Here is a 25076-nt window from a genome sequence, read left to right as displayed (position 1 = left end):
CCAATTCTCAATTCTCAATTTAACCTGCAATTTTCATAAAATCAGAGGAAAATAAACGAGTGCGTCAGTATCAATTCACTCAGGCTAGACGCTACGATCCACAAGCGATCGCTCAGTATTACCGCAACCGTCCTTGGAAAGCAATTTGGCGAGCAATTACCGTGATTTGGTCTTTTGCTGGCTTCGTGCTCGGGATGCTGTGGGATAGTTGGCAGCACGAAGTCGCCGCCCACCAGCCGGAACGGGCCGCCCACCTGCGACAAATACTCACTCGCTTGGGCCCCACTTTCATTAAAGTCGGCCAAGCCCTTTCTACCAGACCAGATTTAATCCGCAAAGACTTTCTCCAAGAACTGATCAAACTTCAGGATCAATTGCCGCCCTTTGACTCGGTGCAGGCTTTCAAGATTATTGAAGCCGAACTCGATCGCCTCATTAGCGAAACCTACAGCGAAATCTCCCCCCAACCTGTCGCCGCCGCCAGTCTCGGTCAAGTATACAAAGCCCGTTTAATCACCGGAGAACAAGTAGCAGTTAAGGTTCAGCGACCGAATTTGCTGCCAATCTTGAGCCTTGACCTTTACTTAATGCGCTGGGCGGCTGGATTGTTGGGCCCGTTGCTGCCGCTGAATCTCGGTCACGACCTTTGTTTGATAGTCGATGAATTTGGTATTAAATTATTCGAGGAAATTGACTATATCAATGAAGGGCGCAACGCCGAGAAATTTGCCACAAATTTTGCCGACGACCCCACAGTAAAAGTTCCGAGTATTTACTGGCGCCATACTTCAAAATGCGTTCTCACTCTCGAATGGATTGACGGCATCAAGCTCACAGATATGGCAAGTGTGAAAGCCGCAGGTTTGGATACCGATAGCTTAATTGAAGTCGGAGTCCGCAGCGGTTTGCGGCAGTTGCTGGAACACGGATTTTTTCACGCTGACCCCCATCCGGGAAATCTATTTGCTTTAGCGGACGGCCGCATGGCTTATATCGATTTCGGGATGATGGATCAGATGGAAGAACCCACTAAAGAAACTTTGGTTGATTCTGTCGTTCATTTGATCAACAAAGATTACTTGGAGTTAGCCAAGGATTTTGTCAAACTTGGCTTTTTGACGCCAGATACAGATATTATGCCGATCGTCCCGGCGCTGGAATCTGTGCTCGGCGATATCGTCGGCGAAAAGGTGGCAGATTTTAACTTCAAGACGATTACAGACCAGTTTTCCGAGTTGATGTACGATTATCCTTTCCGGGTGCCGGCAAAATTTGCCTTAATTATTCGCTCTCTGGTAACAGAAGAAGGTTTGGCCCTGACGCTGAATCCCGATTTCAAGATTGTCGAGGTGGCTTATCCTTACGTGGCGCGGCGTTTGTTGAACGGCGAATCTCCGGCATTGCGGCGGCGCCTGATTGAGGTATTATTCAAAGATGGCAAATTCCAGTGGAACAGGTTGGAGGAGATGATCGCGATCGCTAGGTCCGATCGCAGTTTCGACCTGCTACCCACCGCCCAACTAGGCTTGCAATTTTTGCTGTCAGAGGAAGGGTCGTTTTTTAGAAACCAATTGATCTTGGCCTTGATTGAGGACGATCGGCTTCACACCGAAGAAGTTCGCCGCCTGTGGAACTTAGTCAAGCAAGACTTGCAACCAGGCCGCCTGTTCAACGTTGCTCTAGGCGCTTTGGCAGAGTTTTCCACAGCAGGAGCAGCCTCGCTAACTCGATTTTAATTAGAAGGAAGAAGGAAGAGGGAAGAAGGAAGAAGGAAGAAAAATAATTCTACTTTTGCCAATTCCCAATTCCCAATTCCCAATTTCCAATTACCCAAATTCAGGAATTATTCGTGTATTATTTTCCAGAACCTCCCTATTTTTTAATGACCGCTGGATTACTAGCAGGTATGGCATCCGGTTTAGCGTTTGAAGCAACTCTCAAACAAGCCGTACAACTGTGGTCGAAAAATCGTTCTAGCCGTACTTTGTCTAACCTGAAAGGTCTACAATTGCAGTTACCTTTTCTGGGAATGTCCGGCGGAATTTGCATATTCTTAGCTTCAGGAATGGAAATCTTTGGTTTTCCCAAATTACTTTCTTATGCTCTAGCTTTGCCGCTGACCTTGCTAACGGCGTGGCTTGTTTGGACTCAACTAGGTAAGCTTTTAATTGAATTACAACGCGGAGGTTCCCAAGCCTTGGATCTAGATTCTTTTGAAGGATGAGAATTAGCATCGACCCTCTTTTTAGATCGAGAAGAGGGTTGGTTCGTAGTCAGGACTTTAGTTTTTATTTATTAAAATCCGCAACTTAAATAGAACATTATTAACCCTTTGAATTCCCCAGCTTTTGAAATTTCTCTGCAAGCTAACCCACAAACTTGGAGGCGCGAGTTGTGGCTGTGTTTGGGGCGAATGCAAATAGCGGTAGTGCAGAAATACATCTCGATAGGGAATCTCAACATCTTCACCAGCACACAATTGAGTAAATTTTGCAGCCGAAATGCTCATATAGTGTAAATAAGTCAGTCGCCGTCCGCGATCGTATAAAATACAATCTATCACCTCAAATTGAGAAGACCAATGATTCCCCGTCACTTGTTCTCGTTGGTGATAAGCAAAGTTATAAAAAGATATGCTGCTGCGCGCGACTAAATAGTTAAATAAAGGTTGGTCTGTTCCCCGCAAAGACAGAACTTCCGCTTCTCCTGACATCAATTTATTTAAGAGTTCGGCTGAGTTATAGCGATTTAAAATACCTTTTTTTGAAGCAAACCAACCCGCACAAAAAATCTGAGATTCCAGTTTGTCAATCGGGAAGATTTCGGCCAGTTTCTCCGATGATAAATCAAAGACATAATTGAGGTCAGATTTATATTGAAAATCGTTTGCTACCCAATCAAATTCATCAAGTTTTTGATAAATATAATCCAGAGAACCCATAGACAGAGTGTCCGCATCAAAATAAACAAATTTGTCAAAATCCCCGTCAAAACAGCAAAATTTGCGGTGCATTCCCAAACAGTGAACTGGCGCCCAACCTTTAGCTTGCCAAGTTTTTTGAGCTTTTTCGTGAGATGTCCAAGCTTTAGTTGCGAAGTCTTCCCAATATTGGATGGAATCGGTATTTTCAAATAGAGTAACATTGCTGCGCGAGGCAATTTCTAGTCGAACTTTTTGCAAGTTATCATTGTATGGAATGATGCAAACAGGAATATTTGGCGCAGCATTAACTTCGAGACTGTTCAATAAAGCGATTAAATGGTCAAAAACTACATCGTTTCCCAGAATATAAATGCCATCAGTCATAGTTGTTAGTAATAGATTAATCCCGTAGGGTGTGTTGGGCGCTTCCCAATAATCTCGGCATGATAGAATATGAATATAGCGCCCAACGCACCCATTCATCGCGTCAGGTGCGTTGGGCGCTGGCGAATAATTTCGCATTATAGCAAATATCAAAACAGCGCCCAACACACCCTACAAATATCGGAATATTTTTTGCATTAAATTAAGTTTTTTATCATCCAAATAACGATAATGTTGCCAAAGCTTCCAATAAGGACTACCGGATTTAATTGGTATCCCCGCCCAGTGAATATATTTTAACCTTTTCCCTTTGTCATAAAGCACATAATCTATTTGTTGAAAATGTTTAGAACCGGCCCAGCTTCCCGGTTCGGCGGCAGAAATTTTAACAAGATTGCAGCGCTTGGGAATCAGCTTGAGAATGATGTAATTTAGGAGAGGTTGATCTGTGACATTTTGAGTAAAGTCAAAATATTCTCGATGCTGCGAACATTCCCGCAAAATTTGATACATTTGTGATTCTGTAATAGTTCCTTTTCTGGAAGCCCAAAAACCGCTGTTGAATACATCTTGAAGCTGTGAGTCGGTAAAGATATTTTGTGCTGGTACAATAGATGAAAATACATTTCGCAGTTTTTCGGTGAGGTGGTGGTAGTCGCAGCAAAAAAAGTCTACTTCTGAGAGTTTGTTGAGGTTGGCTGCGATGTCTTCAAAAACGATGATGTCGGTATCGATGTACAGAAATTCGTCTAGGGGGCCAAACCAGGCGCAGAGTTTCCGCATTTTGTTGGGAAGGGCGAGAAAAGTACGATCGAATATTTGGCCGATTTCCCTGGTAAACTGTTCGACAAACTCCTGATTTGGGAACAATCGCACCCCGTAGAGGCTGCTGAGTGCGGCTGCGACTTGCTGATAATTGTCGTCAAACGGGATTAAAAAAATTGGTACTTGACAATTGTACAGGCGTATGCTGGCTATCAGGGCGATCGCACTTTCGATCACCTTATCATTAGCAACAATATAAATACCACGATTCATCAACTTATCCTCAACCTTCTCAACACTCTTTGTAGCAAATTCCGCGCCGAAACATCAGCATAAGACTTTAGCGGTTCCGTAAAAATCGGTCGTTTTTCCGGTTCCCGCAGATAGCGATAGTGCAGAAACAAATCGCGATAGGGAAACTCAATATTTTCGCCAGCACAAACCCTGCGAATCAAATCTGGCTGCACCCCAATATAATGAATGTAAGTAAGTCGGTTTCCCTTGTCGTACAAAACCCGATCTTGCTCTTGAAAATGCTTGGAAGTAACGCTGCACCCGGTTTTTTGATTGTCGGGAAGACTGCGAGCAAAGTTATAGCTATTCATCCCAGTTTTCATCACCATATAATTGAGCAGCGGCTGTTCTCCAGCACCTTCATACAAAATTTCCGCTTCCCCAGATTGCAGGTGAGATAACAGCAATTCTCTGGTATTTATATCAAATATACCTTGCTTGCTACCGTAAAAACCAGAACAGAATATTTCTGAATTTACACGATTTTTATCGAAGACTTGTAATAGTTTAGGAGAAGAAACATTGTATACTTTAGTTGGGTCGGTAAATTGGAAATCATAAACCACAAAGTCGGATTTATTTAATCGATCGAAAACGGCGTCAAACGAATTCATCGCTAAAGTATCCGCATCCATGTAAATAAACTTTTCAAACGGGCCGTCGAAGGCGCAAAAGCGGCGGTGCGCGCCATAAAGCCGAAATTTTTTGCGATTTAGGCGATCGGGCGCGGCTGCTTGCATGAATTTATCCCATCGCTGAATTGATGCGCTATCTTCATAAATAAAGACGTTGGGACGGTTGACAATTTCTGATTTAATTTGCTGTACTTGCTCGTCAAAAGGATAAATACAAACAGGAATATTTAAGCCTAAAATTACTTCTATACTGTTGAGCAAGGCAATTAATTGGTCGTAAACGGTATCATTGGCTAACGTGCAAATTCCATTCATATAATTCCCACCCACTCATCTCATAAAAAGGTTCGTAGTGAGGACTTTAGTCCTTTCTTTGATGCGGACTAAAGTCCTCACTACAAACCTATTTTTTAACTTTTTCCTAAGATGTAAAATTAGACAGCCAATTCAGCAAGTTTAATTCGTGGAGAATGATTTGTCTCGCTTCAGCAATTTTCTCCCTCGCTTCCTGCCAATAATCGGGCGTCGCAGTCACCTCTTTAATAAATTCTACTCCCTTCTCGTCCAAACTGGGAAGCCGCAAAAAACTTCCTGCCGGCAATAACTTATCCGCCGCCGCCCCGCCGTAATAAATCGGCAAATTCCAAGCTAACAAAGCATCCCAAAGTTTCTCGCTGACATACCAATCATTTTCTGCATAATTCTCCACAGCCAAATTGTAATAATAAGGCGCGACAGCGTGCCATTTATTGTTAACCGTGCCGTTTCCCAGGGCCCAAGTTGGCAAGTTGCGCCCGTAAAGGTCAAAGTCTAATTCTGCTTCTTGCAGCAATTTGATAAAATCTAATCTACGTCGGTGGTTGGCGGTGCGGCTGACGCCTGAAGTTATCCAAGAACAGGATTTAGTCTTATTTGGTGGTGGCATTTCATTAAGTTCTCGAAATGAGTTAGAGTGATACCAAATCGCGGGCATATAATCGGGTTTTGGTGCGAAGTCGTCGGGGCCGGAAATGTAACCACAATGAAATTTTGCTTGTTCGTAGTTGGCTTTAGTAATCTCAATTACTTCTGCTAAAGGCGGCTCTCTAATTAGGTAAATAATGCGTTCTTTGGGAACGTTGCGAAATTGCTCTCGAATGTCATTTTTTTGGTGTCGATGCTTGTATTGGCGTATTTTATCGAGCCAGGACTGATTTTTGGGCGATCGGGGAAAGTCGAATTGATACATCAGCAAAAAGTCTGGTTCTGGATGGTTGGCGAGCATTTGAATGTTGCCCCATTTGCCGAAGTTGTGAGGTGTTTGTTGCCACAGCCAATCGCTTTGGTTCATGGCTGGGTAAGTGGTGATTGTGCCGATTATTTTGGGGTTCATAATTAGTAGTATGTAGTAATATGTAGGGTGCGTCAGCTTGGGTTATTTTCGGAATAATTGATAATTCAAGAGCTGACGCACCGCACAGTTAATGGTGCGTCAGTTCTGATCGTTTAATAGCTGACGCACCGCACAGTTAATGGTGCGTCAGTTTTGATCGTTTTATCAATTGTTTATCGCCTGCGTACTGACGCACCCTACAACTGAGTCATCCACATAACTCAAAATTTTCTGTATTCTATTTTCCCAGGAAAACTGCTTGACAAAATTTAATGTTTCTGCATAACCTTCGCTTCTCCTCGGATATTTCGCTAAACTATCTCGGATGCTTTGCGCGAACTTGTGCGGGTTATCTGGCTCGCACCAAATTGCTGCTATATTTCCCGATTTAAATTCCATTAAAGATGCAATCTCTGTGGCGACGATCGCGCTACCCGACGCCATATAATCAAAGAACTTCAAAGGAGATGTGAATGTCGCGGCTTTTGTCAGACAGTGAGGGTGAGTCAACACGTCGGCTGCTTGCAACAAGCTGGCTAGTTGATTTTGAGGCAGGTAGCCGAGAAAATTTATGTTGTTAACTTGCTTGTCTTTGGCTAACTGCTGGTAGGCTGTTACTTGGGATGAGTCCCCACCGGCGATCGCAAATTGAACTTCCGGCAACTCCCGCGCTACATCCACCAGCATATCCACACCTTTAAACGGGTACAGCCCGCCCGCGTAAACGGCTAAGTAGTGCCTTTCACCTGCTAATAATTGCTGCCGCCAATTCTCGGCTGATGCTGTTTGTCTGGCGAGAAACAACTGATTAAAACCGTTATGCAGCGTAATTACTTTTTCGGGCGGCATCCCATTCTCGATCGTGCTTTGTCGGACAGTATCGGCGACGGTAACAGCAATTTGAAATAAAGGATCGCGCACAATTTCCGGCTCAAACTGCTTATCTTCATGGTGGTGTTGTTCGTAGATAGCGGGAATTCCGTTTTTAATCGCAGCTTTGACAAAGTTCCAGTCGCGGCTGTGGACGATTTTAGTGGATTTCAGCAGGTGAATTGGTAAATAGTATTTTGAAACTATTGTACTCGGATTCGTCCACTTGCTGTTGCCAAAATCGATGGGCCACGGTAAAGGTAAATCTGCTACTTTTAGCTGTCCTTGAAGATTGTAAATTTTGGCAAGTTTGTCGTCGGGTTTTCGCGGTTGAAAAGGAAATATCAAATCAACGGGATTTAAAGCACTCCAACCTTTGCGGAGGTATACCAAAACTGCTGGATAACCGAGATTTGCTGCGGCGTTGGCAGAGTGTGCAACTTGAACTAAGCTGGCTACATTCGGTTGCGGTAAAATATTTCTGGTAAAAAATACATAATATTGAGACATGGATTTCTCACTCATTTTCTACTTTTTAACAGCCTGACGCTTGATCGTATTTTCTATAAATTCTAAAGTAGTGAAGATATTAGCAGCAGAGTGATAGGATTCTCTGATTAACTCGTCTCTTTCTTCGGGGGAATCTACCATTTCATCGACTAGCAATTTTAGGTAAGCTATCATTGGAGTCAGGCGAGTGCGGATTTCGTAAGAACCTCTAATCAGAGCTTCATCGCGGGCGGTTTCTTCGGCAAATTGCATAGAGTACAAGCGGGTGTAGTAACCTCCTTTGGCTAGCAATTCTTCGTGGGAGCCAATTTCTACTACTTGTCCGCGCTCGATCACGGCTATTTTGTCAGCTTTTTGGACTGTGGAGAGGCGGTGGGCGATTACTAGGGTTGTGCGATCGCAACTCAGTTTCTCGATCGCCCCTTGCACGTACCTTTCCGAAACCGTATCTAGGGAACTCGTAGCCTCATCTAAAATTAAGATTTCCGGGTTTTGCAGCAAAGCTCTGGCAATGGAAATTCTTTGACGCTGCCCTCCCGATAGTATCACACCGCGATCGCCAATTTGAGTATCCAGCCCCTCCGGTAATAGTTGGATAAACTCATAAGCATTAGCTCCCTTCGCCGCTTCCACAATTTCTTCTTCCGTCGCTTGCGGCCTAGCGTAAGCAATATTTTCGCGCACTGAAGTATTAAACAAAAACGTATCTTGGCTAACAATACCCATCGCTTGTCTGAGACTTTTTAGCTCAAATTCGCGCAAATCCCTGCCATCTATCGAGATATGACCTTGAGTAGGATCGTAAAATCTCGGCAGCAAATCTGCCAAAGTTGACTTACCAGAACCAGAATTTCCTACCAAAGCCAAAGTAGTACCGTGAGGGAGAAATAAATCAATTCCTTGCAACACCAAATTTTTGTGATTCGGATAATTAAAAGATATATTATTAAAATGAATTCCCGATTGCAAATGAGTGTAAGGCACTGAACCGTTCAGCATAAACGGCTTGTCATCGCAGCTCAAAAAATCATTTACCACCTCGACGCTCGCCGAAGTATTAGCAAATTGACTCCGCCCGCTATTCAACTGAGAAATAAAAGGAATCAATCTAAAAAGTACCAATAAATAAGTCAACAATACCGTAGAAATCGACTCTATTTCATTGGAAAAAATGGTGCGCCCCATAAACACGATCAAAATAATCACAATCAAATTAACAACTTCGTTAATCGGGGCGATCGCCGCATAATTTACCTGAGCCTGAAAATCAGCTTCTTCTCGCTTTTGAATTAAATTCTTAATCCGTTGATACTCTCTTTCCTCGTTTCCCGTTGACTTGACCAACCGAATGCCCGTCATAGTTTCGAGAACCCTAACCGAATAATCTTTCGACATTTCAGAAAGCAGGTGGCCAAAATGCTTGGAACGGTTAATAATATATTGATTTGTCCAAGCAACTAACGCCAGCAAAACGGTAGATGTCAGCGTCAGTTTCCAAGAAATAGAAAGTAGCAAACCCACAAACACCAAAACGGTAATTGAGGTAGTAAACATGGCGATAGCCGTGCCAACCGCACTCGCAGTCCTGCCAATCTCTCCGCCCAACCGATTAATTAAATCCCCAACTTTAGTTTTAGAATAAAAGTCTAAATCTACTTCTAGCAACAACCGCAAACCTGCTTCTCGCAAATCAAAAGTCAGAGAGCGCGTCAGAGATGTGGCTACTAAAGTATTGATATAACTAGCAACATTTTTCAAAAAAATTGCCAGAAGAATCGCCCCGGTCATCAACATTAAACGTTGAGTTTCAGGCATTCCCTGAAAGGGATACATCAAACTTTTAATCAGAGGTGGAGCGCCGCGCAGCTCGATAGCTTCTCCCAAAAAACTTAAAAGCACTGGTACAATCAGAGTAGTGCTGATACCGCTGAATAAAGCCCCAGAAAAGCCCAGCATCACAGTTAACAGAATCCTGCCCGGATATCGTCTGGCAAATTTTAGGAGTAGCTTATTGGCAGACATGAAGCATTCCCAGCTAAACAGTATGGCATCTCAAAATATTCTTTAATTACAGCCAGTTTTTCTTCCTCCATTCAGTTTCTTGCAGATCACCTAGAGATACCTGCAATTATATCTGAAAGTATCGGTGCCATTGCTTGAATGCTATATTTTTTCACGCATCTTTCCCGAGCTTTGATTCCTTGCAAATTCGCGGCTGTCAAATTTTGAAATATCCATTGAATTTTTTGGGAAATTTGAGCTGGAGAACTCGGCTCGACTAAATAACCAGTTCCGCCTAAAATTGCAGGAATATCTCCCACGCGCGCCGACAAAACAGGCTTAGCCATTGCCATGCCATCTGTCAGCTTGAGCGGAAACTGAGCCACCGCTGTCAGAGTGTCTCGCTGAGGAACAACCACAATGTGAGCCGCCGCCACAACTGACGGCATCGTTTCCACAGGAAACTTCGGCAGTTTAACAATCCAATGCCCCCATTGTTGCATAAGTCTATCATCATAATCATCATAAGGACTTCCCCCGACGATCGCTAATTTCAAATCTGGCTCATTTAACTGTTCGAGGGCCATCAAAACATCCTCAACACCTTTGTGAGCTCGGGGCGCACCGGGAAACATCAGAACTCTATAGCCGGACAAGCCGTAACGCTCTCTGCTCAATTCAGGATTGTATTTAGCCGGGTCGAACATTTCAGTATCCTTGCCATTAGGCAAATATACACCACCAAAACGCTGTTTTAAAAACTCAGTATCGACGGTGACAGCATCAGCACGGGAAATTAAACTTTCCATCCACTGGATGTACAGCGGATGATCCGGTTCTCGCAACTCACCGTGTTGCTTGAAAATATCTCGATAAAGTTGTTTAAAAGAAGGGCGATATTTCCATTCGTCACCGCCGAACCAGCTAAGCTCCCAGTCATCTATATCTAAAATGACAGGGCGGCGTGTCTCGATTTTTTTGAGCAGCGATAAACCAAAGCTTGTAGGTTTAGGTTTCACCGCATAAATAATATCCCCATCTATTTTTTGCAAAACTTTTTGAGCATCCACCAAAAAACCCGGATAGTTTTTACCCGGGATCGCACATACTGGGATGCCTCTCGGAGGTATAGCATACAATTCCTTGCCAAACTGAAATCCTATAACTTCTACATCACATTTAAGCTCGATCAAAACTTGAGCTAGGAGAAAAGCACGAATTGCACCTCCTCCGGACAAATCGCTTACTACTAATGAAACTTTCATTTGGTAATTTTTTTTGAAAAAATTTGCTTTATTTTCCTGCTTAACCGATACATTGTCAAGGGTAGCAATGCAAATAATACTTTTTTTAGGGAAATCCTCGGATCTTTTAAGGCTAAAGCATCTTTGATTTCTTGTCTTAATTTGATGGCTTCGGATGCTGTTCGTAAATAAAGCTGCGGATGAATTAAGGAAAGTTGAAAAATGTTAGTTCGGTCTGCCTCTTTTTGCAATACTGGATTGGCGGTCAGATATTCAACATTGGCAAATATAAGTAGATTTTGGGCGTAGTACCATTTTACTCGATCGTTTTGCCATATTTTATTTCTCACGCAGTCAATCGCTACATATCCTTGGGATGCAAATAGTTTTGCCCAATACTCGGGCCACTGTTCGTTAAGGTGATTTGTTCCTCCTTGAAATGGTACTGCGGCTGAGAATAAAATCACCGATCCGAGCTTGACTAAAGACTCTACAAATACTGCGGCACACTCAGGGGGCAAGTGTTCTGCTACTTCTAAAGAAACTACTAAGTCAAATTGTTGTTCGACGGGTAAAGGTTGGCTTATATCTAATACTAAAAAGTTGGTTTCAGGGATTTCTAGCATTTTTGGGTCTACCCAATCGCCGTCAATTCCTAATATATCTTTAACGCCGTATTCTTGGAAAACGGACAGCCAAGTCCCCGTACCGCAGCCGACATCAATTACTCGCTTGGGCTGTACGAATTCCCACAGGATGGGGATGATTTCTTTTGCTGATTCTTGTGCGGTTTTTTGCAGGTAGTGATATAGTTCTTTGGTATAGTGTTGCACGGTAACTAGAGCGCTCCTATTTATCTTTTGTGATTTTTAACCGCAGAGGGCGCAGAGGACGCAGAGAGAGCGGAGAGTGTGTGCGATGGGGAGCAATTTTGGCAGGGTTGGTATAATAGGGAAGTTTATTTTAAACGCCAGGGATTGTTGATTTGGTTTGGTAAAAATATTTTTGCGGTGCGATCGACTATTCGAGTAAAGAGCGATCGCGTTACGTTCTTGGCGTACTGCGGGCGGTAGGGATAGGTGCAGTGCATGACTTTTATCGGTTGGTCGATCGCATAAACGTCTTTCCACTTATCCAAGTAGTTGTAAACAGGAGACAAAGTTTTCATTTTCGGTTTCACAGATTCAATGGCAGCAGCAAAAGCACCTTGATCTTTCAATAGTAGCACATTTTGATTGGCAACTACTATCTCGAAATACTTGTGAAATTTTTGGAAGAGTTCGTGATTTTTACTGCTTTTCGTAAAAGCGATAAATCCGCCGTTGTATTGAATGCTATTTTCGTTGAGCGGCAATCCTACAGATTGCAAAGTTGACAGAATATCTTGCTTGACTCTTAATAAATTGCCCGCTTTAGCAATTGCAGGCTGCACGTCTTCTGTTACCAACAAATCCACCGCGTCAAGATAGTCGAAAACTTCTTGTATTGGCGACAGCAAGCAAATATCGCAATCCATATAAATAGTCTTGTCAAATAGGGATTCTTTGTACAATGCCAGTTTAGCTTGTCGGGACGCTAAAACAGGATTTTCGTGAGAGGGTGCTGTTTGCAATATGACATTGCCGAACACCTGAAGTAAAGGATATAAAATTTTCGGGACTCTATCGATTAAAATTACAATTGGTTCCCGGTGAAACTTCCTGACAGACGCCAGAAAATGAATGCAATCTTGGAATGAGTAAAGACCTGTTAAAATCGTGATAAATCCCTGGGTTTCTAATTTCATAAAAAAAATAGCTCGTTTCCTATGCCCGTTCCGGTGTTCGTAGTGAGGACTTTAGTCCTTTCTTTGCTAAGGACTAAAGTCCTCACTACGAACCTGTTTTTTTAATTTAAAATTAAGGAATCTAGTTTGTCAAGAATTTGCCCATCTTGTGTGGTGTCAAATTTGCGCGCAAAGTGAAAATTGCCGTTAGTAATTGTTGCATAATCTTGCACAGTCAGCGTTCGGGGCGAACCTGCGACGGCGTGGGTATAATCAATATAGCGTTTGTCGTCATTCACCAGATTTAAGTTGGGATTGTTGACCAAGATTGTCTGAACGAAAGACTCTTCAGGTACTACAGTTTTTTGGTAGTAATCTACAAAATCTGGGCGAGCGTTCACAAAATCTTTGATATATTTGACGCATTTTCGAGAAAGAGTATACCATGCCCAACCGCCGTAGCAAATAAATCGATCGCTAAATAAGGTCGATCGGCGCGGTATACCCACCAGCGGGCCGTAAGTCAGGTAAAATTGCAGGGGCGTCAATGTTTTCACCGCCCGCAACTGCTGAAACTCTTTCAAAAATCTGTAACTCCAGCGCCCGGGAATTCGCCAGTAACGACAATAATATCGCTTGCATCCCTTGTCTCGATCCCAAGGTATTCCCTCAGCCAAAACATCCCAATACCGAATAAAACCGTCGGCGTCGGTTTGCGCGAGAAAATCCTCAGTTTTTGATAGCGGTTGAGTCGGATAATCTTGGCCAGTCAAATTAATCAGCCAGTCAAAATCCGAGTTATTTGCAAATAACCAGTTGATAGCGTTTAAATAGGGTTGAACTTGACAAGAAAAATCAGCGCGAATTAAATATTCTTGATTTTCCAATAAATGAATATCTGATAAATCTTGCAGCGGAGTTAAGTCTAAATCGCACCTGTGAAAGTTGTGATTGATCAGAATTTGAGCGTGAGGGCTAGATTTTTTGATGGTACGAATCAGGCGATAAATTTGTTGGGGATTTTGATGAGTTTGGATAAAATAGGAAATTTTCACGGCTATTTCTCTGATACAAATTGATGTAGGCGGTTTGCTTTCATAGTTAAATAGCGGCGTGTTAAAAATATTTGTTGCTGCCAAATTGATGCGGTACACCAACGGTAATAAGCAGGAACAGCTACGTTTGTCAAAAAATGGCGCCACTGTTCCACAATCTGCGGATTTCCGGTTTCCTGCGCTCTGATTCTACCATTTTCGATGATTGCCCGCCGCAAATTCCGATCGCCCTGTAGCATCTCAACAGCAGCAATGGCTTCCTCGGGCGAAGCTACTTCTATGTAATCGAGCGCGCTTTGGCGTTCGCTGCGGTAGGCAGATTCGCGTCCCAGAACCGCCGGAATGCCCGCGTGCCAAGCGTTAATCAATTTCGAGGGAGGTTTCGAGTCAAAAGTCTGTGAAGCCTCAAAGCTGCGAACCGCCACGATCGCATCGACTGTACTGTAATCGTGCCAGCGATCGCACCCCACAACTTCCCACTGCAAACCCAAAGCAGCTAGTTTTTCTCCCCAACTAGGTGCTTGCAATTCGGGCGCTAGAGTTCCTGTAACCCCGAAGAAGGCGACTTTCTCAAAGATTTCGCCCCGGCTGGGGTCGCGGGGAATCAACCCGGGTTGCAGCCAAAATTTCAAGGGGTGACACTGCCATAAATTGGGCGATCGATTAAATAGCGAATCGCGATCGTTCTGCACTACTTGCAACTGAGCATAAGGGTGAGGCGAGCGATCGACTTTAATACAAACAATCAGCAACTTTGGTAGCGGTTGTAAATTATCCGATAAAAAATCTCGATGGGACACCACAATCCCTCGTTCCGGCATAAAATCTATTAATTGACAAGGCAACCCGTCCGCTTTCAAATAAAGATAAGTTTGCAGAGTCCAATCATACTTTCCGCGGCCGTACCTGCTGCCCCAAAAACTCATCCACTGCCAGTATTCCTCTGGACTTTGCGGCAACTCTCCTACGGGCCACTGGCTTTGGGGAATGTAAAAATAAATCGGCGGTAAATTCTCATTCATGCTATCTAGTTGGCAACTGAGCAAGTATTCATTGAATCCTATTTTAGATTAAAAAAAATGGTTTGTAGTATGGTTCGTAGTGCGGACTTCAGTCCGCTCTCCGGAAGCGGACTGAAGTCCGTACTACGAACCTAGAATCCTATTTTAGATTTAAAAAAATGGTTTGTAGTGCGGACTTCAGTCCGCAGAATGAAAGCGGACTGAAGTCCGCACTACGAACCCATCGATCGCACATTATATCAATCTACAATCAACCTCAGTGTGTCCAATCCCAGAAACTATCGTTCCAGTTATCTCGATAATTAAAGATTCCTTGCCAATCATAAAAATGTACAAAATCTTTGAGATTAACTGATTTACCAACATCTCTAATCATGTACAGAGGTTTTCCACCGTAAAAAGCAGCCCACATACTATAACTACTAGGCGGCCCGACAATATAGTAGCACTGAGATAAAGCATAGATATCTTCGATTAAATCACCGCTGCCAAAAACACAGTCAAAACTTTTAAATACATTCGGTGCTTGCGGGAGATTTGAGCAAATTAAAAATTTAAGGGTTTTTCCCGCAAATAGATTTACCACTGCATTCATGACTTCGATATATTGAGCGATCTCATAAAAGTACCTGCCATTTTGGTGCTGCGCGTAATCTCCTTGACGGACGTGAATTCCGACAATCATATCGGCGCTGTCTTTGATGGTGGAAATTAGACGCTCTGGATTGACAGTATATCGTTTTAATGGCGTAAAGTAGGCTCTAATCGAGTCGGCGTACTTTCGCAACTTGGGCGTATCTTCTACAAACCAGCCATCTCGAAACAGCCAGCCTTGAAAACAAACGTTTGAACCGTGTTTGATGGGTTGTCGTTCGTGATATGCGCTCCAACTAAAAGGTTTTTCTCTGGTAATTTCTTGGGTTGCTAATACTTGCTTGGTGCTTAAATATTTGATAAATTTATAATATTGACTTCTGATAAATTTGTTGGTAGGCGTGGTAAACTTGAGAGGAGGATAACAGCACAAAAAATTCCCCGCCGTTCCGGCAAAAAATTCTGCATATTCTTCAAAAGCCGGATTGATCACAGTCAAATCGTGTTCGATCGCCCAAGCAATGAAATTCGCAAACAGCAGCAGTCTGTTGCCTAGTTGTCCCGATTTAGCAGATATTATCAACATACTTTTCTTAACAGTTGACAGTTGACAGCTTGCCCCGAGCGAAGTCGAGGGGTTGACTTCGGAGTGCGAAGTTTTTAGGCAGGGGCTTAAATTGCCTGCCTAAAAACAATCCACCTAAAGATGGGGGCTTAAATTCCCTGTACTTTGGTAAAAGTAAGGTGCGCGCCGCGCACCTTCAAGACTAAGAATGATGGCGTTTTTGGTGCCACTGCCAAGCGTGAGTTATAATATCCTTAATGTCGGGATATTCTGGATGCCAGCCCAAGGTTTCGATCGCCTTTTTGCTGCTGCCAACCAAAGCAGGCGGGTCTCCCGGACGGCTATCGCACTCCACAGCCTTTATCTCTTTTCCCGTCACTTGGCGCGCCATTTCAATCACCTCTTTGACCGAAAACCCGCCGCCGTTACCCAAATTAAAGAAGTCAGACTTACCGCCATTTAACAAATATTCCAATCCCAAAATGTGAGCAGATGCTAAATCGTTGACGTGAATGTAATCGCGAATGCAAGTACCGTCAGGAGTCTCGTAATCGGTGCCGAAAATTGCGATCGAATCTCGTTTTCCCAAAGCAGCTAACAACACCAGCGGAATCAGGTGAGTTTCGGGATTGTGATCTTCTCCTAGCAACCCGCTCGGATCTGCTCCCGCGGCGTTAAAATAGCGGAAACAGACAGATTTGAAATCGTATGCAGTGTCAAAATCCGACAAGATTCGTTCTACCATTAACTTAGTAGCACCGTAGGGATTGATCGGATTTTGCGGGTGGTCTTCGGTGAGCGGGATTTTCTGCGGTACGCCGTAGGTGGCGCAAGTAGAAGAAAATACAAATTTCTTGATTCGGGCCGCAATCATGGCTTCCAAAAGTGTAATCGTGCCGATGACATTGTTGCGGTAATATTTAGCTGGATCTGTCACAGATTCGCCTACATAAGCGTAGGCTGAAAAGTGCATTACCGCAGCAATGTCCTGGGTAGCAAACAATTTGTCTAAAAGAGTGCGATCGTTGGTATCGCCAACTACCAACTCCACCTGCAAAACCTGCTCTACTAAGTCTTGGTGTCCGTAAACTAAATTATCCAAAATTACCACGCCGTAACCCGCATTTTTCATGGCTAATACTGCGTGGGAGCCAATATATCCAGCTCCACCTGTTACCAAAATTTTTGGTTTGTTTGTACTCATTTTATTTTGGGTTGTTTTGTAACTGCTTCAATCTTATTCCTGACCGGGAGAGGTAGCTGTCAACTGTTAGCTGTTAACTGTTAGCTGTTAGCTGTTAACTGTTAACTGTTAACTGTCAACTGTCAACTGTCAACTGAATAAAGCTGTCAACAGTCAACAGTCAACTGTCAACTTCAATCGATGAACTTGAGGCGACCAATTTGGATGTAATCAAATATGCGATTGATTTGATATCGATCCTCTTCAGAAATTTTATCATCAGACAAGATAGCGGAAGTTAAAACTAGATGTTCCCTGCGAGCAATCTTGCCAGAGGCGACAATCCGATCGACCATTTGAGAAATTGTTAAGTTCGATTTGTTTTGAGATGTTCGCATTTATTCGATCGCATTTATGTCAAAATAACTAAAGTTGATTGCAGGGATTGATCCCAAAATCGTGCATACCAGACCACAACTCTATTTGTGGAACAGCATCAATAATGTATCAGAGTTTTACTTCTAAAGATAGATGCGCGGAATTAATAATTCTGCATCATGCCTTGGGATAGCCCTGACACCAATCAAATTCTATAATAATTTTCGTACAGAGGCAGTTTTCTATGCAGGTTTATCCGATTGCGGTACTGTCGGACAATTACATTTTTTTGCTGCACGACCCCGATCGCCATACAGCAGCAGTCGTCGATCCAGCCCAAGCAGAACCCGTGTTGCAGCAAGTGCGATCGCTCGGAGCCGAATTAACCGCAATATTCAACACGCACCACCACAGCGATCACGTAGGTGGCAACCAGGAACTGATCGATCGCTTTCCCCAAATTACAGTTTACGGCGGCGCCGAAGACCGAGGCCGAATTCCCGGACAGCAAGTGTTTTTGCAAGCGGGCGATCGGGTTAATTTTGCCGATCGCACCGCCGAAATCTTCTTCATACCCGGCCACACAAAAGCTCACATAGCCTACTATTTCCCGCCCAACAACCCAGGGGAAACCGGCGAATTGTTCTGCGGCGACACTTTATTTGCTGGAGGCTGCGGCAGACTGTTTGAAGGCACTCCAGCTCAAATGGTAGCTTCCCTCGAACAACTGCGAAACTTGCCGGATCATACGAGAGTTTGGTGCGCTCACGAATATACACTGAAAAACTTGCAATTTGCGATCGGCGTAGATGGCGACAATCCTGATTTGCAGCGACGCTTGGGCGAAGTCAAAGAAGCTCGCAGTCGATCGCAACCTACAATACCATCATCGATCGGCATCGAAAAAAGCACAAACCCATTTTTGCGCTGGGATTTTCCCAACCTCCAATCAGCCGCCAACAGCCACGATCCCGTCCAAACCTTCGCTCGATTGCGCGGCATGAAAGATCGTTTTTGACGAGTAGCAAGGGCTGCGATAGCATTGTACAGGCTTTGACATCTCTGTGAGATTGGATTGTCACCTTGCTTAGGAATGAGAATTAAATAACTTCCACAAGTTTGTGGGATGGACAGGTTCTCCCGCCTATCCCACAATAACAATTAAAATTGTAAGTTATTTAATTCGAGATCCTTAAATTGAAAATTCCTCTGAATTATGTCCGTATAATTCAATACGGTTCACTTAAGACAGATCCCCCCTAACCAGGGCGGGCACTCTTGGCACCGCCCCTACAAAGGGGAGTAGGGGGTGGGACAAGAATGCCCTCAAAGTCCCCCTTATTAAGGGGGATTTAGGGGGATCTCCGGGGTATAAAAAGCCTTAAGTAAACCGTATTGCCGTATAATTAGTGAACCTGATTGGCTTGGCTAAATGTAAAACGAGCGTTGTTAGAAACCGATGAAAAATCAAGGTAATATTGAACCGCAACCCAAAATCCAAACCTCTGTTTCAGAGGATTCTAACAAAGCACTCTATCAGGGCGAGACTGATCCAACAACGGATGCAGGGATGGTTTTACAACTTGCAGACGGCAGCATTCAGGCGTGCAATGCTCGCGCCCAAGAGTTGTTGGGGATGACAGCAGAACAAATGCAGGGTAACAGTTCAATAAACTGTCCGTGGCAAACTGTGCGTGAAGATGGCTCGGATTTTCCTGGGGAGATGCACCCAGGGATGGTGGCGCTGCAAACTGGGAAACCTTGTTTAAATGTCATCATGGGCTTTTATCAGCCACAGGGAGAATTGATTTGGTTGAGGCTGAATTCTCAACCTTTATTTCAGGGAGATCGATCGACTCCCTACGCCGTAATTACCACCTTCACAGAAATCGCTCAACCTCAGCCACAAGAAGTCTCTGACGCGCCCGCTACACAACTCTCAGATACCCTCGAAAATATTTCCGACGGGTTCTTTACTTTGGATCGAGACTGGCGATTTACCTACGTTAATTCCCAAGCGGCGCGGTGGCTGAATCGACTCCCGGAAGAGGTGATTGGGAACAACGTTTGGGATGAGTTTCCCGAATCTGTGGGCAGTTTGTTTGAGCAAGAATACCTGCGCTGCGCTGCGGAGCAAGTTACAGTTAGTTTTGAATGTTTTTATGAGCCATTGAATGGTTGGTATGCGGTACGAGCTTATCCGATCGCCTCGGGAGTTGCCGTTTATTTTCAAAATGTCACTCAACAGAAAGCCGATCGGGCTGCTGCGATCGCCCAAGCGCAAACAGTGCAGCAACAATTAGGAGAAATCGAGGCGATTTATGCTAGCGCGCCGATCGGACTTTGCTTTATCGATACCGAGTTGCGATTTGTCCGCATCAACGATCGCCTCGCAGAAATTAACGGAATTCCCGCCGCCGCCCACATTGGTAAAACATTGCGCGAAATCTTGCCACAACAAGCAGATGATTTAGAGCCGCTTTACCGACAAGTTATTGCCACGAAAGTGCCACTCGAACAGCTCGAAATTCACGGGGAAAACTCAGCACAGCCGGGAGTAAAACGTGATTGGCTGTTGAGTCTCTATCCGCTCAAAACCGAGGACGATCGCGTACTGGGCGTGAATGTGACAGTGTACGAAATTACCGATCGCAAAGCTTCCCAAAAAGAGATTCAACGGCTCAACCAGCAACTAGAATGGCGAGTCAATGAACTGCAATTGATACTTGATGCTGTACCCGTCGGGATTGCGATCGCCCACGACGCGCATTGTCATGTAATTCGTACTAACAGGTTTGCTCAGTCGATGCTAACAGTGCGCCCCGGTGCCAATGTTTCTGCCAGCGGAGACGAAGCCGCACTCCTTCCATTCAAACTATTTAGCAACGGCGAGGAAATCCCGCCAGCAGAGCTCCCAATGCAGCGGGCTGCGGCTTCGGGCATCGAAGTGCGAGATGCGGAATTTCACATGGTGCGATCGGACGGGGCGACTTTTGATTGGTTGATGAATGCGGTGCCGTTATTTGACGAGCAGGGCGCAGTCTGCGGCTGTGTCGCCGCGTTTGTGGATATTAGCGATCGCAAGCAAGCAGAAGCAGCTTTGCGCCGCTCCCAGGAACGCTATCGCACTTTGTTTGACTCCCTAGACGAAGGCTTTTGCGTCATCGAAATGCTGTTTGACGACAACCAAAAGCCGATCGATTACCGCTTTTTGGAAGTCAACCCCGCCTTCGAGAGACAAACCGGACTGGTAGAAGCAGCAGGGAAAACAGCACTCCAGCTCGTTCCAGAACTCGAAGATTTTTGGTTTGAGATGTACGGTAAAGTTGCGCTGACAGGGGAACCATTGCGCTTTGAACACTGCTCCGAAGCCATGAACCGCTGGTTTGAGGTTTCGGCGTTTCGCACCCAGGAACCGCAGAGCCGCAAAGTCGCCATACTTTTCAAAGAAATCAGCGATCGCAAACAGGCGGAAAATCGCCTGCTGCAACAGTCCGAGCAACTGCGGCTGTTCGTCAAACATACGCCTGCTGGAGTAGCAATGTTTGACCGCCAAATGCGGTATATGCTGGTGAGCGATCGCTGGCTGACAAGTTACGGGATCGGTGTTCAAAACATTCTGGGGCGATCGCACTACGACATCTTTCCCGATTTACCCGATCGTTGGAAACAAATCCACCAGCGCTGTCTGGCTGGCGCAGTCGAAACCTGTCCAGAAGATCCGTTTCCCCGCGCTGATGGCTGCGTAGACTGGGTGCGCTGGGAAATTCATCCTTGGCGAACCAACAGCGGTGAGATTGGCGGGATCATGATGTTTTCCGAAGTCATCACCGATCGCAAAAATGCTGAACTCGCGCTGTCTGCGGCCAAACAGCAAGTCAGCAATATTATCGAAAGTATTACAGATGCCTTTATCGCGATCGATGGACAATGGCGCTATACCTACGTTAATAGCGCTGCTGAAAGACTGCTGGCTCGATCGAGAGCCGAGTTGTTAGGTCGATCGATCTGGGAGCTATTCCCCGCCGAGGCAGAATCCCATTCCAGGCTGTATCAAGAACTTCATCGAGTCATTTCTGACCAAGTTTCTGTCAAGTTTGAAGAGTTTTCGCCATCGCTGCAAATGTATATAGAAGTCAGCGCCTATCCAGCAGCCGAAGGACTTACGGCTTATTGGAGCGATATTAGCGATCGCAAACGCACAGAAGAAGAACTACGACAAAAAAATGCAATTCTGAACGTGATTAACGAGTCAGCGCCCACACCAATTTTTGTCAAAGATCGAGAAGGACGGATTATTTATGCCAATCCAGCCACGCTGGAAATAATGGGAAAATCTGCTTCTGAAGTAATTGGTGGTCGCGATCTAGATTTATACCCAGTAGTAGAACTTGCAGTCACAGTCACAGAAAACGATCGGCGCATTATGGAATCCGGCAAAACAGAAGTCCTCGAAGAATCTCACGATGGCATTCGGACATTTCTGGTAATGAAAGCTCCCTACCACAATCAGGCGGGAGAAGTCATCGGCTTAATTGGCATTTCCAGCGACATTACAAATCGCAAACGAGCAGAAATCGAGTTGCAAGAACAAACTAAGTTACTCCAAGTAATTATTGACAGCATTGGTGACGGTTTGATTCTCGCCAACCAACAAGGGGAATTTGTGCTGTTTAACCGAGCCGCCGTGGGGATGTTCGGCCCGCTAACAAATGAAAAATCCTCAGAGGAATGGTCGAGTACCTATGGACTATTTTTGGCAGACCAAAAAACTCTTTTCCCCGATGAGGAACTACCTCTAGCCAGAGCAATCAAAGGTGAATATGTCAATGATGTAGAAGTATTTGTCCGCCGCGAAAATGCCGAAAGTCGCTGGGTGAGTATCAGCGGTTATCCGGTTGTTGATATTAGCAGCACAATTACCGGCGGAGTCATTGTCTGTAGGGATATCACAGAACGCAAACAATCGGAAGCAGCACTGCTGGAGAGCGAAGCACGATTCCGCTATATGGCTAACAACGCTCCGTTTATGGTCTGGGTAACAGACTCCACAGCCTACTGCACTTTCCTCAGCGACAACTGGTATGAATTCACGGGTCAAACTGATGAAACAGGTTTGGGATTTGGTTGGGTAAATGCGGTGCATCCAGAAGACAGAGAATACGCCATGAACGCATTTTTGAGAGCCAACGAACGTCAGGAACCTTTCCGCATGGAATATCGCATCCGACGCAAGGATGGCGGATATTCTTGGGTGCTGGATGCGGCTGCTCCCAGATTTACAGAAAGCGGACAATTTGAGGGTTTGATCGGTTCTGCGATCGATATTACAGAGCGCAAACAAGTAGAAACCGAGCGCGATATGGTTCTGCAATTGGAACAAACTGCCCGCGCGGAAGCCGAGCGAGCTAACCGGATTAAAGACGAGTTTCTGGCGGTGCTTTCTCACGAGTTGCGATCGCCCTTAAATCCAATTTTAGGATGGTCGCAACTGCTCATCGGCGGCAAGCTGAGCGCCGCTACAACCGCCAAAGCATTGGAGACAATCGAGCGCAACGCCAGACTGCAATCTCAACTAATCGAAGACTTGCTCGACGTGTCTCGGATTCTGCAAGGAAAACTCAGATTGAATGTAGCTCCGGTGAATGTCGCCGCCATTATTTTGTCTGCCTTGGAAACCGTACAATTAGCAGCAGAAACCAAAAAAATCCAAATCCAAACTATCTTAAACCCAGATGTCGGACTCGTTCTCGGGGATACGGGTCGCTTACAGCAAATTGTGTGGAATTTGTTATCGAACGCGGTGAAATTTACCCCGGAAAGCGGTAGAGTTGAAGTTAGATTAACCCAAATTCCACATCAAGTTCAAATTCAAGTTACAGACACGGGTAAAGGCATCCTCCCCGATTTCTTGCCCTATGTTTTCGAGAATTTCCGACAAGAAGATGGCGCCACAACTCGCAAATTTGGCGGCTTGGGATTGGGATTGGCGATCGTCCGCCAACTAATCGAACTTCACGGCGGTACGGTGTTTGCACAAAGCCCCGGAGAAGGTCAAGGAGCGACGTTTACGGTGAGATTGCCACTATTAAATGATGATTCTAGAACGCAGCAGCCCGAAGCCGTCAATTCATCTCTAAGTCCCGATAGTTCATCTTTGCCGCTGGCTGGATTGAGAATTTTGGTGGTAGATGATGAGCCAGACTCGCGAGATTTTGTCGCCTTCGTGTTACAGGAATCGGGTGCAGAGGTAATTTCCCTGTCATCTGCTGCTGAGGTGTTGGAGTTGATCGGCCAAACAGTACCGGACTTACTCATCAGCGACATCGGAATGCCCGAGATGGACGGCTATATGCTGATCGAGCGCATCCGCACTCTGCTTGGGGCAAAGTCTCGGGAGTTGGTGGCGATCGCCCTAACAGCCTATGCTGGAGAAGCCAACGAGCGCCAAATTTTGCAAGCCGGATTTAACAAACACCTATCAAAGCCGATCGATCCGAGTGAGTTAGTTGCAACTGTAGCGAGGGCGATCGGCGATCGGGCAAAAAAACTCATAAAAGGCTCGTAGTGAGGACTTCAGTCCTTCTCAAAAAGGTTCGTAGTGAGGACTTCAGTCCTTCTCAAAAAGGTTCGTAGTGAGGACTTCAGTCCTTCTCAAAAAGGTTCGTAGTGAGGACTTCAGTCCTTCTCAAAAAGATTCGTAGTGAGGACTTCAGTCCAATGGAATTCCTTCATTACCTTCGCGGAGAACGGATGAACCACCAAAAATGAGATCTCATCCCTCAACACCGATCTACTAAATCCGTTACATCCGTTACATCCGCTACAAAATCCGTTGCCGAACTTCCTTCGCTCTTGCGATCGCGCCTCAAACTCCGCTATTATAGACAGTTCGACTTAAAACCCACAAGCAAAGATCATGGCCAAGCGCGTCCAATTAGTTTTAAACAAAGATGTCAGCAAACTCGGCAAAGCTGGCGACGTAGTAGAAGTAGCCCCAGGCTACGCCCGCAACTACCTAGTACCCCAAGGAATGGGATTTAAAGCCACTCCCGGCATTCTCAAGCAAGCAGCCCGCCGCAGAGAAGAAGAAAGACTGCGCCAGCTAGAGCTCAAGCAGCAAGCAGAAGTCCGCAAAACCGCCCTGGAAGCAGCCGGGCCTTTCATCATCTCCAAGCAAGTCGGCGAAGGAGACGCGATTTTTGGTACTGTCACCAACCAAGAAGTAGCAGAGCTGATCTTCAACTCTACCAGTCAAGAAGTCGATCGGCGCGGCATCACCCTGCCCGAAATTCGCGGCACTGGTACATACAAAGCTGAAATCAAACTGCACGCAGAAGTTACCGCCGAAGTTGATGTTCAAGTTGTTCCGATGTAATAGTAATTGGTAATTGGGCATTGGGCATTGGGCATTGGGCATTGGGCATTGGGCATTGGGCATGAAAGCACTGGTCAATAGTTTTTCCAATAACCAATAACCAATAACCAATAACCAATAACCAATAACTAATAACCA

General features: G+C 45.0%; 19 protein-coding genes. 5 read left to right on the top strand and 14 right to left on the bottom strand.

Annotated features, from left to right (window positions below):
- Window positions 1-59: 59 nt before the first annotated feature.
- Window positions 60-1736, top strand: a complete 1677-nt coding sequence (locus QZW47_RS12290) for an AarF/ABC1/UbiB kinase family protein (protein ID WP_293127547.1) — start codon at window positions 60-62, stop codon at window positions 1734-1736.
- Window positions 1737-1849: 113 nt separating this feature from the next.
- Window positions 1850-2224, top strand: coding sequence for a hypothetical protein (locus tag QZW47_RS12285; protein WP_293127545.1), 375 nt, complete (start codon window positions 1850-1852; stop codon window positions 2222-2224).
- Between the two features lie 57 nt (window positions 2225-2281).
- Here the strand turns inward: QZW47_RS12285 and QZW47_RS12280 are convergent, their stop codons facing one another.
- The 14 genes from QZW47_RS12280 to QZW47_RS12215 form a co-directional block, all read right to left on the bottom strand.
- The gene (locus QZW47_RS12280) at window positions 2282-3445 is read right to left on the bottom strand and encodes an Npun_R2821/Npun_R2822 family protein (RefSeq protein ID WP_293127543.1); all 1164 of its coding nucleotides are present in this window, start codon (window positions 3443-3445) and stop codon (window positions 2282-2284) included.
- Window positions 3446-3478: 33 nt separating this feature from the next.
- Window positions 3479-4345, bottom strand: a complete 867-nt coding sequence (locus QZW47_RS12275) for an Npun_R2821/Npun_R2822 family protein (RefSeq protein WP_293127541.1) — start codon at window positions 4343-4345, stop codon at window positions 3479-3481.
- Entirely contained in the window at window positions 4345-5316 is a 972-nt protein-coding gene (locus QZW47_RS12270; protein WP_293127539.1) for an Npun_R2821/Npun_R2822 family protein, read from the bottom strand. Before QZW47_RS12270 ends, QZW47_RS12275 begins: the two co-directional genes overlap by 1 nt.
- Before the next feature lie 106 nt (window positions 5317-5422).
- Entirely contained in the window at window positions 5423-6373 is a 951-nt protein-coding gene (locus QZW47_RS12265; protein WP_293127537.1) for a glycosyltransferase family 10, read from the bottom strand.
- Window positions 6374-6538: 165 nt separating this feature from the next.
- The gene (locus tag QZW47_RS12260; RefSeq protein ID WP_366930864.1) at window positions 6539-7768 is read right to left on the bottom strand and encodes a glycosyltransferase family 4 protein; all 1230 of its coding nucleotides are present in this window, start codon (window positions 7766-7768) and stop codon (window positions 6539-6541) included.
- A gap of 3 nt (window positions 7769-7771) precedes the next feature.
- A complete protein-coding gene (locus QZW47_RS12255) occupies window positions 7772-9775 on the bottom strand; it encodes an ABC transporter ATP-binding protein (RefSeq protein ID WP_293127535.1) in 2004 nt (667 codons plus the stop codon).
- Between the two features lie 86 nt (window positions 9776-9861).
- A complete protein-coding gene (locus QZW47_RS12250; RefSeq protein WP_293127533.1) occupies window positions 9862-11019 on the bottom strand; it encodes a glycosyltransferase family 4 protein in 1158 nt (385 codons plus the stop codon).
- Window positions 11016-11831 (bottom strand): class I SAM-dependent methyltransferase, encoded by an 816-nt coding sequence (locus tag QZW47_RS12245; protein WP_293127531.1) that lies wholly within the window; start codon window positions 11829-11831, stop codon window positions 11016-11018. Before QZW47_RS12245 ends, QZW47_RS12250 begins: the two co-directional genes overlap by 4 nt.
- Before the next feature lie 125 nt (window positions 11832-11956).
- Window positions 11957-12784 carry a hypothetical protein gene (locus QZW47_RS12240; RefSeq protein WP_293127529.1) on the bottom strand — a complete coding sequence of 276 codons (828 nt, stop codon included), beginning with the start codon at window positions 12782-12784 and terminating at the stop codon, window positions 11957-11959.
- A gap of 101 nt (window positions 12785-12885) precedes the next feature.
- Window positions 12886-13818, bottom strand: a complete 933-nt coding sequence (locus QZW47_RS12235; RefSeq protein WP_293127527.1) for a beta-1,6-N-acetylglucosaminyltransferase — start codon at window positions 13816-13818, stop codon at window positions 12886-12888.
- Between the two features lie 2 nt (window positions 13819-13820).
- Complete coding sequence (locus QZW47_RS12230) at window positions 13821-14840, bottom strand: hypothetical protein (RefSeq protein WP_293127525.1); 1020 nt, start codon at window positions 14838-14840, stop codon at window positions 13821-13823.
- Between the two features lie 256 nt (window positions 14841-15096).
- Window positions 15097-16020 (bottom strand): alpha-1,2-fucosyltransferase, encoded by a 924-nt coding sequence (locus QZW47_RS12225; RefSeq protein WP_293127523.1) that lies wholly within the window; start codon window positions 16018-16020, stop codon window positions 15097-15099.
- A gap of 181 nt (window positions 16021-16201) precedes the next feature.
- Entirely contained in the window at window positions 16202-17203 is a 1002-nt protein-coding gene (galE, locus tag QZW47_RS12220) for a UDP-glucose 4-epimerase GalE (RefSeq protein WP_293127521.1), read from the bottom strand.
- Between the two features lie 173 nt (window positions 17204-17376).
- The gene (locus tag QZW47_RS12215) at window positions 17377-17580 is read right to left on the bottom strand and encodes a hypothetical protein (RefSeq protein ID WP_293127519.1); all 204 of its coding nucleotides are present in this window, start codon (window positions 17578-17580) and stop codon (window positions 17377-17379) included.
- Between the two features lie 224 nt (window positions 17581-17804).
- Here QZW47_RS12215 and gloB point away from each other — a divergent pair, with 224 nt between their 5' ends.
- The 3 genes from gloB to rplI all read left to right on the top strand — a co-directional run bounded on the left by gloB (window position 17805) and on the right by rplI (window position 24938).
- Window positions 17805-18578: a hydroxyacylglutathione hydrolase gene (gene gloB / locus QZW47_RS12210; protein WP_293127517.1), complete on the top strand. Its 774-nt coding sequence runs from the start codon at window positions 17805-17807 to the stop codon at window positions 18576-18578.
- Between the two features lie 441 nt (window positions 18579-19019).
- A complete protein-coding gene (locus QZW47_RS12205; protein ID WP_293127515.1) occupies window positions 19020-24128 on the top strand; it encodes a PAS domain-containing protein in 5109 nt (1702 codons plus the stop codon).
- Between the two features lie 351 nt (window positions 24129-24479).
- On the top strand, window positions 24480-24938 hold the full coding sequence (gene rplI / locus QZW47_RS12200) for a 50S ribosomal protein L9 (protein ID WP_293127513.1): 459 nt from the start codon (window positions 24480-24482) through the stop codon (window positions 24936-24938).
- Window positions 24939-25076: the final 138 nt, after the last annotated feature.

Origin of the sequence: Microcoleus sp. bin38.metabat.b11b12b14.051 (assembly GCF_013299165.1) — a bacterium.
GTDB lineage: Bacteria > Cyanobacteriota > Cyanobacteriia > Cyanobacteriales > Microcoleaceae > Microcoleus.
Note: the sequence above shows the minus strand (reverse complement) of the source record. Positions and strands in the feature narration are given on the sequence as shown.